The sequence below is a fragment of the Flavihumibacter sp. CACIAM 22H1 genome, from assembly GCF_001601815.1.
Classification (GTDB): Bacteria; Bacteroidota; Bacteroidia; order Chitinophagales; family Chitinophagaceae; genus Flavihumibacter.
The window spans coordinates 103311-116939 of sequence record NZ_LUKG01000001.1 but is presented as its reverse complement, the minus strand read 5'-3'; the positions used below and the strand labels follow the sequence as shown (position 1 = coordinate 116939).

At 39.9% G+C, this 13629-nt stretch carries 13 protein-coding genes; 8 read left to right on the top strand and 5 right to left on the bottom strand.

Annotated elements, in window-relative coordinates; all coding sequences use genetic code 11:
• Nucleotides 1-1338, bottom strand: a 1338-nt coding sequence (locus A1D16_RS00440) for a site-specific integrase (protein ID WP_290706628.1), incomplete at its 3' end; no start/stop codon positions are given.
• 441 nt (nucleotides 1339-1779) lie between these two features.
• Here A1D16_RS00440 and A1D16_RS00435 point away from each other — a divergent pair.
• Nucleotides 1780-2349 (top strand): phage integrase SAM-like domain-containing protein, encoded by a 570-nt coding sequence (locus A1D16_RS00435; protein ID WP_290706626.1) that lies wholly within the window; start codon nucleotides 1780-1782, stop codon nucleotides 2347-2349.
• 1469 nt (nucleotides 2350-3818) lie between these two features.
• Here A1D16_RS00435 and A1D16_RS00430 read toward each other — a convergent pair.
• Both A1D16_RS00430 and A1D16_RS00425 read right to left on the bottom strand, forming a co-directional pair.
• A complete protein-coding gene (locus A1D16_RS00430) occupies nucleotides 3819-4082 on the bottom strand; it encodes a Fic family protein (protein WP_290706739.1) in 264 nt (87 codons plus the stop codon).
• Nucleotides 4083-5047: 965 nt separating this feature from the next.
• Nucleotides 5048-5827 (bottom strand): MbnP family protein, encoded by a 780-nt coding sequence (locus A1D16_RS00425; protein WP_290706624.1) that lies wholly within the window; start codon nucleotides 5825-5827, stop codon nucleotides 5048-5050.
• A gap of 221 nt (nucleotides 5828-6048) precedes the next feature.
• Between A1D16_RS00425 and A1D16_RS00420 the strand changes: the two genes are divergently transcribed.
• The 7 genes from A1D16_RS00420 to A1D16_RS00390 all read left to right on the top strand — a co-directional run bounded on the left by A1D16_RS00420 (nucleotide 6049) and on the right by A1D16_RS00390 (nucleotide 11668).
• On the top strand, nucleotides 6049-6258 hold the full coding sequence (locus A1D16_RS00420; RefSeq protein WP_290706622.1) for a hypothetical protein: 210 nt from the start codon (nucleotides 6049-6051) through the stop codon (nucleotides 6256-6258).
• Between the two features lie 140 nt (nucleotides 6259-6398).
• Nucleotides 6399-7178, top strand: coding sequence for an MbnP family protein (locus A1D16_RS00415; protein ID WP_290706620.1), 780 nt, complete (start codon nucleotides 6399-6401; stop codon nucleotides 7176-7178).
• A 5-nt stretch (nucleotides 7179-7183) separates the two neighbouring features.
• A complete protein-coding gene (locus tag A1D16_RS00410; RefSeq protein WP_290706618.1) occupies nucleotides 7184-8260 on the top strand; it encodes a cytochrome c peroxidase in 1077 nt (358 codons plus the stop codon).
• A gap of 5 nt (nucleotides 8261-8265) precedes the next feature.
• Complete coding sequence (locus A1D16_RS00405) at nucleotides 8266-9075, top strand: MbnP family protein (RefSeq protein ID WP_290706616.1); 810 nt, start codon at nucleotides 8266-8268, stop codon at nucleotides 9073-9075.
• 12 nt (nucleotides 9076-9087) lie between these two features.
• On the top strand, nucleotides 9088-10116 hold the full coding sequence (locus tag A1D16_RS00400; RefSeq protein WP_290706614.1) for a cytochrome c peroxidase: 1029 nt from the start codon (nucleotides 9088-9090) through the stop codon (nucleotides 10114-10116).
• The gene (locus A1D16_RS00395) at nucleotides 10116-10736 is read left to right on the top strand and encodes a DUF2911 domain-containing protein (protein WP_290706612.1); all 621 of its coding nucleotides are present in this window, start codon (nucleotides 10116-10118) and stop codon (nucleotides 10734-10736) included. The genes A1D16_RS00400 and A1D16_RS00395 overlap by 1 nt, the downstream gene beginning before the upstream one ends.
• Nucleotides 10733-11668 (top strand): transporter, encoded by a 936-nt coding sequence (locus tag A1D16_RS00390; protein ID WP_290706610.1) that lies wholly within the window; start codon nucleotides 10733-10735, stop codon nucleotides 11666-11668. Before A1D16_RS00395 ends, A1D16_RS00390 begins: the two co-directional genes overlap by 4 nt.
• A gap of 246 nt (nucleotides 11669-11914) precedes the next feature.
• On the opposite strand, the gene A1D16_RS00385 is transcribed toward A1D16_RS00390, so the two are convergent.
• Nucleotides 11915-12637, bottom strand: coding sequence for a hypothetical protein (locus tag A1D16_RS00385; RefSeq protein ID WP_290706608.1), 723 nt, complete (start codon nucleotides 12635-12637; stop codon nucleotides 11915-11917).
• Nucleotides 12638-12664: 27 nt separating this feature from the next.
• Nucleotides 12665-13288 (bottom strand): response regulator transcription factor, encoded by a 624-nt coding sequence (locus A1D16_RS00380; protein ID WP_290706606.1) that lies wholly within the window; start codon nucleotides 13286-13288, stop codon nucleotides 12665-12667.
• Nucleotides 13289-13629 lie beyond the last annotated feature (341 nt).

Genomic DNA, 13629 nt, shown 5'->3' with positions numbered 1-13629 from the left:
TGCCTTACCCATAACAACCTTTTTACGCTGCTCAGTAACCTTTACATAGCGCTTGAATGACTTGTAGTCCTTATGTCCAGTGATGGCCATGGTTTCCTCTGCACTCATGCCCTTTTCTAGTGATAAGGTTGCAAATGTTTTACGACCGGTATGAACCCCGATGAGCTTGAATTTCGGTAATATATTGGCTTCACGTACCGCCCCGCGAAATCTCACTATTTCTAGCGGTTCATTGATTCCGGCAATCTCACAAAGTCCCGGGTGGTGAATGGTCGTTCCGGTTTTCTCATTCTTCTCATCCCATCCCTTTAAATAAGCGTTCATTTTCTGGTTTGATATCATTGGCAGCGGTGCCAACTGCTCCTGGTATTTTGCCAGTATGGATGCGGAATAAGTATTAAGCGGAATGGTCAGCAATTCCTTTGTTTTCTTGACTGTAAGCCGGATTTCCCCGTTTTTGATATGTTCCCGCTTCAACTGGTCCAGGTCAGAAAAGCGCAAGCCAGTAGCACAGGAAAAACAAAATATATCCCTCACTTTATCCAGTCGAGGATTATCGGAAAGATCCATATTGAACAGGGTTTCGAACTCATCAAGAGTTAACGCCACCACTTCCAGGGGTTCACGTTTGATCTTGAAATCTTTGTACCCATCCGGTACCTCAATGCCATGTAGGCGGGCATAATTCAGGAATGTTTTAACGGTTGAAAGCTGCTTTGCAACTGTGGTGTTATTCAATTGCCGGTACTTGATAAGGAAGTTCTGGAATGCTTGAAAGAAACCGTAATCAATTGCCTGGAAGCTGACTTTCTTACCGGTTTGTAGCTCGTACGCTTTCAGGTGGCTTTTTAAGGAATGGTACACGCTTAAACTACCTTTCTCCCGTATGCCTTGGTGATCATTTATGTATCGATCCATGAATTCAAAAAGAAAGGTCGAGGATTCATCCTTTTTAGTCTGCAGGCGGCTTCCTTCCTTTAATCTGTCCACAACCATTTGCGCTGAAAACGGTATACCTCTTTCCAGGAATGAATTTTCAATAGCCTGGACCTTGATGCGGATCCCGTCCAGCGTTTCCTTTACCTGGTTAAGCTCATCCTTTAATAACACGGTTTTACTCTCCGCATCCGGCATCAACTGTTTTACCGTTTTACCATCCACAAATTTCACCCTCTGGCCTTCCGCATCCCAATAAACAGGCAGTATACTTGATTCCGGAATTGCATAGTACTTGCGCTGACCACTGATCTGATATATCAAGTGAATGGGTGCAGTGCCATCAGCATTTTTCCTATCGATACGGTGCCAGAAGCGGATAGTGGTTTTCGTTTTTGCCATTGTGGTTATTTGCTACACTAAGGTATCAATATGTAGCAATATTGTAGCAAATTTCGGTTATGTATTTTAAAATAATTTAAAGCGTTTCGATAGTTAATAACTGTACATCATTGATTTACAGCTAAGCTGAATCCCTTATTTCATAACCCAGGTTCAAAAGGTTCAAGTCCCGCTCTCTCCGCGGAAAATCAATAAGGTACGTAAAGTACAACGCAAAAAGCCTGCAAAATCAAGTGTTTGCAGGCTTTTTGCATTTAGTCTGCCTTCAGTTTACTTCAGTTTACGGGTATAGTTACTTGAACGATTCGTTGAACTGCTGCCAAACTTGCCCGTAATTCACTGAAACCTCTACAATGAGCTGTTTATTTACGTTTTATAAAAACACATGCACGAATATGTTAATGCATTAAAACTATATGTAGATCGATAAACTGGGAGCATATGGAACGTAGTTTTGGATTGTTTTTCTTCTTGAGAAAACGTGCCGGTTCGTCAGCAGATGGCAATATTTATTGCCGTATTACAGTGGATGGTAAGTCCGTTGAATTAAGTTTGAAAAGGACATGTAGCATCGGAAATTGGAATTCGCAAGCTGAAAGATTGAATGGCCGATCGGATTCGGTAAAATCAGTTAACGCCTATTTAGATACTATACATCAGAAGATTTACGAGGCGAAACGAAGCTTATTAGAGCAGGGTACCATCATCACACCGGAGGCTATTAAGTCCTGTGTCCTAGGGGAGGATAAAGGAAAATCTGCCAAGAAAATACTGGAGATATTTCAACAACACAACGATCAAATGAAAGTGCTGGTTGGAGAGCAATACGCCCCGGGAACCTTGCAACGCTATGAAATATCATTGCGGCATACGCAGTCGTTTATTAAATGGCGCTATAAGAGAACGGATTTGGAGCTACATCATTTAAACTATGAATTCCTGAGTGAGTATGAGTTCTGGTTAAAATCTGTCCGGAACTGCGGGCACAACTCAACTGTAAAAAGGCCATAGTAAAAGTTGCCCGTAAACTATTGAGTAGAATCCGATATGTATGGCTCACTGAACAACCCTATCAAAGCTCTATTGTCAAATAATTTATGAATCAATCAACCATTACTCATTACCTGACTATTAAATTAATCAGCCGGACTAAAAAAAGTTTTCATCGTGAAATAATAAAACAGCGAGTCATTGAATTTGCCAAGACTGTAGCCGGTTGTATATCATCAGCAAGCCATTAATCATTTAATCACAAGGACTTGTAGTGCTAAAATTCAGCCTCTACTCATAGGATGCTGGTAATGGATAATGACAGATTAGAATATGTTCGAATGATTTAAATTTGCAGTTGGGAAAAAAATACTTCTGAAGGCGAAGAGTAGTTACAATTTCCCTTCCGGGTAGCCGTTGCTTTCAAAAGAAAAAAATTGCTTTTTTCACTCCCTCTAAAGGCCTATATACATGGGAACCGCCTGTTAGCTTCTACCGTCAAAGTACAAATGCTAGGTGTATATAATTTTGTCGTCTTTAAGCTCTCTTTCTATTACAATTTTCTTAGGATAGAAAAGAAGGCTCAGTACTAGTTGACAGATTATCAAATAAAGCATTAGTCTCTTTTGTGTTGTAATTAGGAAGAATCCTGAAAAGACAATTGATATAACATTCACAATTAACTGTTTTTTATACCGATGCTCATATTTTCTAAACTTTTCTTGATAGTCCACGGTTTCAATTATTCTGTTTAACTCTTTTTTACTTAATTGATTAAAAATATAAGTGCCCACGAAAATACTTCCAATCACATACATGGAATTTATTGATTCAAACGGTAATCTTATGTTTCTTGTGCTTATCCAAAAATATACTCCGATACTTATTGCTGTTATCATGATACTGGTAGCAATAAAGTTGTAAAAGTATTTTTTAAGTGTTGATAAGTTGAAAATAGGTATGTCCATTTGTTATTGTTTGTTTTCCGAATGTTCAATATGGTAGCAGCTAACGCGTTTATTTACGCAATTAGCCTTGTCTGTATAAAAAATAACCCCTTTATTTTCAATTGTGTTCTTAGCGTTTTGTCAGGTTGTAGTTGCACCAATGCAATTTGGTATGGGGTTTTCGGTTATGCGTATTGTTTTTCTTTCAACTGTTTAATCTGCCTTAATGCTTCGCCACCTAAGTCCCATTTGGGGACAAAGGAAAGATGTATAAACTTATATTTTTCCTGGCTATTATGCAAGTTTTTAAATGAACAAGCCTTATTTAATTTATGTTATTTTTAGATATCCTTCCTTGTGCGTGCCGAATGCACTACGGGAAACAAGATATTCCTACATGGCATCAAGGTCTTCATTATAGATATAACTGCTGAAGTCCCATGCCCGCTGCAACATCTTTATATATGCATCTGCATCTCGCTGTTTGGTCAGTTTTTTAATGTGCCTATATAATCTTTTCGGTAAACAGTCGGTATGATGATTTTAGCCATTTTTTTTTACACTTAGTTCCGCATTCATCATTACCCGCGCCATTCTTCCATTGCCATCGAGGAATGGATGGACTTCACTGATCATAAACATCATGTAAGCAGCTTTGGCAAAAGGATGTTGTAGTAGTGAGTACCAGTCAAATCCTTTTTTAAGCGTACCGGCTACCAGTTCATTATCTACGAACTCAGTGGTGCCCGCACGATTATTTTTATCCTTGAACTCGCCGGGATTTTCTGTTTTTCTGGCTTGAAGCAGGATGTGTACCCACCCCTTTTTTCCTACAGAGCGTAAGACAATTTAATCCGTTTCCCTAGAATTACTAAAAATGATTTACTTAAATTCTGTCGGTGCTTTATCGCTAAGGCTTTCATGTGGGTGATTGTTATTGTAATCTTCCATCTATTAATATGTTTCTTCCGTTGCCGGATGGATAGTAGTTCAATTCTGCATGTGTTTTATTTTTAGGATATGGCTATGATCAATTTTATCTTTTCAAAAGAACTCGTGGGTTTTTTGCGCATTAAATTCAACTCCATTGAAAGAGCGTAATCTTCTAGGTTTAACATGCCATTCAAAAAATTTGATCAATACTTATATAACAGGTTCTGCAGAAAGAGAGTAAGACTCTTTCATCGCCTGTACTTCCCGATTAAAATCATTCAAAATATTTGGAGATCTGCATTTACTGCCATTTTCCAGTCAATTCTCAACAAGGCCCATGCTGGAAGTTTCATTTTTGTATCAGGTATCGCAAGCGGTCTTTAAGTTATTTTGGGAATACGAATTTTTTCCAGCGTCAATTACATAAATCCACTTTTCCATAAATGCGCTCTATTTTTGTAGTTCCGGTAATATCCTTCTTTGTTTTCTATAGTCGTTGCGCTTATACATTGCTGTCTAATTTCAATTATATGATTTTTGGGGAGGGGTACAGTACAATAAGCTCCTCCAAAAATAAATTATTTGAAACAAAGGTATCTTCCGCGCCTCATCTATAAAGCCACATGTTTAAATTATATGATAAAGTTAATTACTTTGGCATGGAGCCCGGTAATGATAATAGAATGAAGTATTTAAAGGCGGCAGATTATTGATCTTATCGAGTTTAAAATAACATATTTTTCCTACCTGTTTTTTGAAAGTAAGTTCAATTGATGCTATAATAGTTGAAAGCTCTGTTTCGCTAAATACGGTATAAAAAGAACTGAAGATCGAAATAATTATTCTATACTTCTTACAGTAAACATTCCCGCATAATTGTCAGCTACCAAAACAGCAAACGACCCCGGTGAATGCGATGCATATTGAGTGGCAATCTTAATAGTGTGTTGATTGTCGAACCATTTGGATACATCTGCGGTAACTTTTAGATGCCTGGTTGCTCCTTTTTGAATGGAAAGCATTCCGCTGCCGGTAAGATCCAGGGTAATGATTCGAAATGCCACATAGGGTGGTTTATAGCCGCCAATATGGTACGTAAATTCCTGCCGGGGTCCTCGGCTATCCGGAGATAACCCCTCCAGTTTGGCGAATACATATCCTGAAGACCAGGCCCAGAACATACCGTTTAAAGGGTCAAGAGGACCTGTTTGTGCCCCACTAAAATTTCTGCTGCTATCCACTCCAATAGCGAATCGAAGTTGTTTGTACGCTCCAACCTGTACAGGAAATTCCTGCAGTTTACTGGATGCATTTCGGAAATCTACGAGGAAATGTTCTTTTGCAGATACAGTTCTCCAGCGGCCATCTGTTGTTTGGAGGGCTATGCTATGGATATAATACATGAACTTCTGCACTGTAAAGGTTTCACCGGATCCATTTTGATAGGGTAGATTGAATTCAAATGAGTCATTTTTAAATACAGGTTGCCAGTACAGGACAATCCTTCCAAATTCAGGCGCATTGCCTAATTCAATGCTATTTTCCTTTTGACAGGATGATAGTCCGGCTAATACCAGTAATATGTTGAAGTAAATGGCGCTTCTAAATATATTATTCATATTTTTTTCTTTGTAACTAAATTCTTGTCCTAACTTTGCCCCAGATGTATAAACTAGGACGATATATTAGTGTGCTATTTCTGGTGCTAATTCTTACCGGAAAGATGCTTGCCTCATATATTATTCTGCTTGATTATAATTCGAATAAAGACTATATCAGCAAATACCTTTGTGAAAACAGGTTTAATACCAGTTTGAATTGTGAAGGAAAATGCTTGCTGATGCAGAAGCTCAAAAAAGCTGCTGAAACACCGGATTCCGGAAAAGAACAAAAAACAGCCGTTACACTTTCCGTTGAGTTTGTTGAAGACCTTCCAACTTATACTATAGAGAGGTCTTTCGCGTCAACAAATATCCAACATTTCATTCGCAACAAGGAAGAATTCCACAGTATTTTTTTGGTGGATATTTTCCATCCCCCGGCAGTTTAATGCCAATATAATAAGCTGATGTTTTTCCTGTTTTTTGGGATGTAAATCCCTGTCAGAAGAGTTATGTCCTGTCAGAAAGAATTTTTTTGACTGGCAAAGGACTTGTGCTGCCATGCTTTATTTATTCAACTATTATTACAATGAAAAAAGTTATTATACTGTTTAGCACCCTTGCAATTATCCTGGGATCCTGTACAAAAGAAAAAGTTGTTACCGAAGAAGGAGATGGGACATTGAACCTTAGTTTTGATGCAAGAGTTGGATCGGAAGACCTGGCATTAAATAAAGAGTATACTATTCAAAATAAGACGTACAAATTTGATCAGTTTCGTTATTGGGTAAGCAACGTTATTTTGGTAAAAGCAGATGGTTTAGAAGTGAAGATCCCCAATTCCTATTATCTGTTGGAAGAAACCGGAGCAGTTGATGTTCAGGATGGTTCCTTTACCTATCCGGCTAAGAAACGTGAGACTGTCATTATCAGCAATGTTCCAAAGGGAGAATACAAGACTGTTAAATTTTCTATTGGGGTTGACTCCAAGTACAATGATAACCTCAGTTTACAGGCTGGTGAATTATCACAGCTCAACGGAATGACCAATGTTTCCTGGATGTGGCATACCACCTATATTTTCAGTGCTTTAAAAGGTTCTGTGAAGGAAGGATCAACCACCAAATCCATTCAGGTGGAAACTGGTTTAAATGACAATTATGAATCTCTATCCTTGCAATTGCCAGCAGTAATCGAAATCAGTTCCAAAAAAGAAACAGCAATTGACCTGGCTGTTAGTGTCGACAAGGTTTTTGATGGAATAGATCTGCTTACAACTCCTTCTATCGGAGCCGGGCAGGCTACCATTATGCAACAGGTTGCCACTAATTATGCAACTAAAGTTTTCAGTGTTAAAACTGCACAATAGTGTATTTGAAACGGAAAATAGCAGGTATAAGCAAACTGATCCTTTTCGGTAGTGCGCTATTATTAACTGCGTGTTCTGCCAATGAAACAGTTGTGCCGGGTCCGGTACCAATGCAGCCTGAACTGCCTGCCCATTTTCCGCCTATCCCACCTTCCTCTGATAATCCGTTAACAGAGGAAGGTGTGGCTTTGGGCCGCCGTTTGTTCTTTGATCCAAGGCTTTCGGCCAACAATAAAATATCCTGTGCTACCTGTCACGCACCAGAAAAAGCATTTACCGATGGAATTGCATTAAGTACGGCCGGAGTTTCCGGAACGGTATTGCTCCGGCATTCTCCAACCCTGGTGAACAGTGCCTGGATTACGAATGGCCTTTTTTGGGATGGTGGCAGTACCAATCTGGAGTCTCAGGCCTTTGCACCGCTTGCCGCGCATGATGAAATGGATCAGAATTTAGTTGAATTGCTGGAAGAAGTAAAAGCTGACCCGCTTTATGTGCAGGAGTTCAGGCGAGCCTTTGCTGATACGATCCGGTCTGCCTATATCGTACGGGCACTTGCTCAATTTCAAAGGACCCTGATCAGTACGAAATCAAAGTACGATAGCTATGTAGCTGGTTCAGGCGTAAATTTTTCAGCTGATGAAAAAGCCGGATTGGAATTGTTTTCCCAATTCTGTAATTCCTGTCATACGGCTCCACTTTTTACAGATAATTTATATCACAATAACGGGCTTGATGCTGATTTCTCTAACGATGCGCATGAACGTATCTATATGGGAAGATTCAGAATAAGTTTTAATCCGGCTGATCTTGGCAAATTTAAAACGCCTACCCTGCGCAATATTGCTATTACCGGCCCCTATATGCATGACGGCAGATTTTCAACACTGGAGCAGGTACTGGATCATTATATCAATAACGTAAAGCACTCTCCAACACTGGATACTGCTGTCATGAAAAAGAATGGAACAGCTGGTATTCCATTATCAGTACAAGAAAAAAGTCAGTTGCTGGCTTTCCTTAAAACACTTACAGATAGCAGCTTACTCCGCAACCCTTCTTTTCAGAATCCTTTTAATTAAAAAAAATGAGTACCATAAAAAGTTTAACTGGTTTGATTGTTTCCCTCGTTTTTCTTGGTTGTGAGAAGACTACTGAAACACCTATGGACAGTTCAACCCTCGCGCCACTAAGTATAGAATTTGACAATATAGTGGGTGGATATAATCTACAACTAGGAACTGGTGTGTATAAAAACGATGCCGGAGAAGAATATACGGTTGATTTGTTGCAATACTTTATCAGCAATGTTTCATTCACTAAAGCAGACGGAACGGTATATACGGTTCCCCAGGACAGTTCTTATTTTCTAATCCGGGAGGGCCAGGCTGCTGATCGGTTTGCCAATATGAAAGTACCCGTAGGAGATTATAAATCGGTTCGGTTCACATTAGGAGTGGATAGTGTGCGCAGTACCCTGGGTATTGATAAAAGAAAAGGAGTACTTGATCCGTCAGGAGGCATGGAGTCAGGAATGTATTGGGGTTGGAATTCGGGGTATATCTTTTTGAAAATGGAGGGAACATCTGCCAGTGTGCCTGTTGATCCGTCCGGACAACGAAAATTCAGGTATCATATTGGAGGATTTGGCGGGTACAATGTTCAAAACATCAATAATATTAAAGTGATTGATATTGACCTTCAGGCGGGAGGAGTTGCCAAAGTCAGAACAGGAAGAGCTGCCAACATTCATCTTCTCGTTGATATCGCAAAAGTATTTAATGGTACAACTACCGTGTCTCTGGCAACGCATCCAAGTGTAATGTTTAGTGAATACAGTCGCCTGGTGGCAAATAATTATCAATACATGTTTGTGCATGATCATACGGAAAATTAAATGAAGCATCCCATGCATCAGATAAAATGGATTAGTGGAGTTTTGGCAGGAACGATGTTTCTGCTGGTTGCTTGTGAAAAGCAGGTTAGTTCCGTTTTCCAGGGCTTTAGTGCCCCACGGGAGTTTCCGCCGGTTGTATATAGGTTGGGAGCCAATCCGGTTACTGAAGAAGGATTTGAATTGGGCAGACGATTATTCTATGAGCCCAGGTTCTCCAGAAACAATACCATTAGCTGTGGTTCCTGTCATATTCAAAGTGCCGGCTTTACACACCATGGACATGATGTTAGTCATGGTATAGATGATCGGCTGGGCCATAGAAATTCACCTTCTCTCGCTAATTTGGCCTGGTATAGTTCCTTTAACTGGGATGGCGGCATTTTTGATCTGGATCTTTTCCCGATATCACCCATTACCAATCCGGTTGAGATGGATGAGTCGGTAGCCAATATTATTTTAAAACTTAAATCGCATCCGGAGTATCCGAGATTGTTCAAAAAGGCATTTGGAACAGAAGAAATCAATACCGGAAGGGTAATGAAAGCCTTGTCTCAATTTATGGTGATGCTGGTAAGCGATCAATCCAGATACGATCAGGTTAAGCGGGGCCAAGCAAGCTTTTCAGCGACGGAGCAACGTGGTTATGCGCTTTTTCAGACACATTGCAACAGTTGTCATGCCGAACCACTATTTACTGATAATAGCTTCCGGGACAATGGAATTGGAATTGGCCCTAATCAGGATTCGGGAAGAGTGGCAATTAGTTTACAACCGTCAGACCGGTTTAAATTTAAAGTGCCTACGCTGCGTAATCTTTCTTTTACAGCGCCCTATATGCACGATGGAAGAATGCGTACACTGGATGCTGCATTGGATCACTATGCCGAAAATATGAAAGCGACCCCCAATCTGGATCCATTACTTAAAAATGGAAATCAACCTGGAATACCTTTGACTTCGGAAGAGCGAAGTCAGCTGAAAGCATTTTTACTGACATTGAATGATACCGCATTTATAAAGAATCCTCTATTTGCAGAATAATGAAACAACTATTCATTTTAACAGGATGTGCGTTTCTCTTCGCCTGTGCCACAGGTAATGAAGAAGGAAATCTACATGCCGGCCATAAAATTGAATCCCTTGGAGCTGAATCCTATATAGACAGCTTAGAAAAGGGGCTAATTACAAAAGATACATTGAAAGGTAGTCCGCTTCGGGTTACCATGGTAAATCTCGAGCAACAACATATTCACCTTGCTTACAGTTCACCCGGAGTAAAAAACAGGGTGGTTTGGGGCGGACTGGTTCCTTATCAACAGGTATGGGTGACAGGAGCACATAAGGCAACCACTATCTCATTTACCAGTCCCGTAGTAATTCAGGGAAAGCAGATTCCGGAAGGCATGTATGCCCTGTTTACGATACCTGACAGCAGTAGCTGGACAGTTATCCTGAATAAGCGATACGATCAGCATTTGGCAGATGAATACCAGGAATCAGAAGATGTATGGCGGGGACAGGTAACACCCGTACAACTTGAAAAACCGGTAGAAAGACTCCGATATAAATTGACCAAAAAAGATAAGCAAACAGCCGTACTGACTTTTGAATGGGAGCGAAAACAAGTCCAGTTGGAAATAGCAAATGAGACCAAACCATGAAGAAGATAACACTGAGTATATTATTGATTTTTCTTATCGGGAATAAAGACTCGTTAGCTTGTGATATCTGCGGCTGCGGTGTTGGGACATATTACGTAGGCATCTTACCGGAATTCAATAAGCGCCTGATGGGGTTGCGGTATCGATATAACCAACTGATTACGCATATAGGTGCCGGTGGAAGTACCAGTTATCTAACCACCAAAGAACGATTCCATACAATGGAGTGGTGGGGCGCCTGGCACCTTGCACCTAAGTTCCGGTTGATGGCAACAGTACCCTTTCAGGTAATCAGCAAGGAAAACGCTGGTTCAAGGGAGTCAAGGATGGGATTGGGAGATGCAACCGTGAATGGGTTTTACCAGGTATATAAAAAGATGAGTATGCTGGAGGGAGATCATCCCAAAATGGTTCATCAGATTTTATGGGTAGGAGGAGGCGTAAAGCTTCCTTTTGGCCAATATGATCAGAATGGTAGGGATGTAAGCGGACCATCGATTAATACTTTTCAATTAGGAACGGGCAGTATTGATTTTTTGTTAAATGCTGCGTATGATTTGAGGGTTCAGGACCTGGGCATAAATGTAAATGCGAGTTATAAAATAAACACAGAAAATAGAGACTCCTATCGGTATGGAAATAAAGCTACTATCAATACACAGGTTTATCACAAGTTTAAGGTGGGTCCAAAGTCCAGTGTGAGTCCAAATTTAGGGGCAAGCCTGGAATATGCCAGGTTGGATCGCGATGCTGGTTATAAACTGGATGTATCGGGAGGAAGGTTATTGATGGGGTCAATTGGAGCGGAAATGCTGGCAGCCAAAAGATGGGCAATGGGCGGTTATTTCCAGACGCCCTTAAGCCAGGAATTGGCGAATGGATTTGCACGTGCCGGCAATAGATGGATGGCTCATGTAGCCTATAAATTCTAAAGGAAAGAGTGGTAAACTTGTAGTAACAGTATTGGTGTTTTCCGGTCTATTAGTCGCTATCTCCTTTACTTTGCTAACGTTGCTAAATTCTCCATTTACGAATAGTGTGGGTGGAGTTCCAACTTTAAGTCGACTCCCATTATTGCTCAGCCTATTTTGTGGAGGGAGCGAACTACCAGTTGTACTAACTTTTACTAAGGTTTGAATAAAACAATGATTCATACGTATTGAATTATTGACTAATAATTAATTACCCACAAAGTAGGCCTGGAAAAAGGTTTCACGACGGGCAGGTGTTACTGAAAGAGCCTGGTTGCAATAGAGGGTTATATTTATATAGTCCGTTGTGCCATTAAAATAAACTAATGAAGAAACCGATATACAAACTCCATTTGAATAGTGAGCACTACCGCTTGTAAAAAGCGCCCCATTTTTATAAATTGATATTATTCGTAGATATTCTTTTGTGTCATAGATCGTAGCAGAAGCGTTCACATTATAATAACCTGGCTGAGTTGGTTGAAATACGCCAGTAGATGTATTATACCAGTTGTTTGTATCGTAATCCTTTTCAGGATAAACCAGCGTGGTAAATGTTATGGCAGGTATTGTAAATGAAGTGGTTCTAACCGCTGAAAAACCGAGCATTTTATTCTGAAGTGGATTCCATTTTGTTCCATCAAATACGTATAGTCCAATATGTTGTACATGCCGGGTAATATTATTTACGGTTCCACTTAAATCGGTTATATAAACTACTGAGCCGGCATGATTGGCTCCATAACCGGTTTTTGCTATCAGTTGTGCCCTTGTTATCCGGGGTGGAATAATTCCATCTGAAGCGCCGGTATTTGCAGGAGTTCCATTTACATCCAAGGTGCCTTGCGGCGAATTGGTATTGATGCCTACATTTTGTGCATAGCTATGCACGTAAATGATAGAGAACATAAGAAAAATTAGATATTTCATACTACTTGGATTTTTATTTTTAGGACGCTAGCAATAAAACTGATTAACCAGTTCGGCTGTATTTTTAAGGTTTAGTTTTCGTAGAATATTGTGTCTGTGTACTTCCACGGTCGTTTTTTTGATCTGTAGCTTTTGGCTTATTTCAAAAGATGTCAAGCCCTGGCAGATCAACTCTACAATTTCATATTCCCGTTCCGATATTCTTTTTTTATTTTTTTCCTGGGTTAATACGTACTCTACCAGTGTCACTTTAACATCTGGCGATAAATACCTGTTCCCTTTACTAACTTCCTCTATGGCTTCCAGAAGCACAGGTTTTGAAACGTTTTTAGTGATATAACCCCTTGCTCCCTCTTCCAGCATCCTGTTCACATAATGTGGGTGAGAATGCATCGAAATTCCGATAACTTTTATAGGGTTGGATATCTTTCGTACTTCACGGGTTGCCTTAATTCCATTGATTGGTTTCATATCAATATCCATTAGGATGATATCCGGATTAAGGGTATTAACCAATTCTATACATTCTTCTCCATTAGCTGCTTTGCCAACCACTTTCAGGTGACTTTCATTGCTTAAAATATGCGCCCATGTTTCTCTAATTAACTGATGGTCATCCACTATCAATATTGTGGTAGGGGAGAGTGCCATGCTGATAGTTATTACTAAGTATATTTATAATAATAAAACTAGCTAACTGCAGGCATTTTGTTCTTACACTTTTGTGTAAGAATGACATCCTTTAACATATATTATTCAGCTTTTTGGAGGGGTATAACTTATTCTCCGAAGGCAGGTATAACTGGTAAGGCCGATATCATCCCATATTTATATACGCTTTCCCTTACTGCTATTATTGATTTCGGGGCTGACTATCTGCTTGGACAGTTAAGTCGTGAAGCTCTATGATATATCTTGTTTGAAATCGGGGAAAGTGATGGATTGCTACTAAAAGAACCTGATGTAGAGGTTGGTTAGAACGGACGCTGGTA

Excerpts from the sequence above, each read along its gene's own strand:
- A1D16_RS00420 (WP_290706622.1), top strand. The coding sequence starts at position 6,049 with ATGCAGAAGCTCAAAAAAGCTGCTGAAACACCGGATTCCGGAAAAGAA.
- A1D16_RS00395 (WP_290706612.1), top strand. The coding sequence starts at position 10,116 with ATGAAACAACTATTCATTTTAACAGGATGTGCGTTTCTCTTCGCCTGT.
- A1D16_RS00435 (WP_290706626.1), top strand. The coding sequence starts at position 1,780 with ATGGAACGTAGTTTTGGATTGTTTTTCTTCTTGAGAAAACGTGCCGGT.
- A1D16_RS00405 (WP_290706616.1), top strand. The coding sequence starts at position 8,266 with ATGAGTACCATAAAAAGTTTAACTGGTTTGATTGTTTCCCTCGTTTTT.
- A1D16_RS00400 (WP_290706614.1), top strand. The coding sequence starts at position 9,088 with ATGCATCAGATAAAATGGATTAGTGGAGTTTTGGCAGGAACGATGTTT.
- A1D16_RS00425 (WP_290706624.1), bottom strand. The coding sequence starts at position 5,827 with ATGAATAATATATTTAGAAGCGCCATTTACTTCAACATATTACTGGTA.
- A1D16_RS00415 (WP_290706620.1), top strand. The coding sequence starts at position 6,399 with ATGAAAAAAGTTATTATACTGTTTAGCACCCTTGCAATTATCCTGGGA.
- A1D16_RS00385 (WP_290706608.1), bottom strand. The coding sequence starts at position 12,637 with ATGAAATATCTAATTTTTCTTATGTTCTCTATCATTTACGTGCATAGC.
- A1D16_RS00380 (WP_290706606.1), bottom strand. The coding sequence starts at position 13,288 with ATGGCACTCTCCCCTACCACAATATTGATAGTGGATGACCATCAGTTA.
- A1D16_RS00390 (WP_290706610.1), top strand. The coding sequence starts at position 10,733 with ATGAAGAAGATAACACTGAGTATATTATTGATTTTTCTTATCGGGAAT.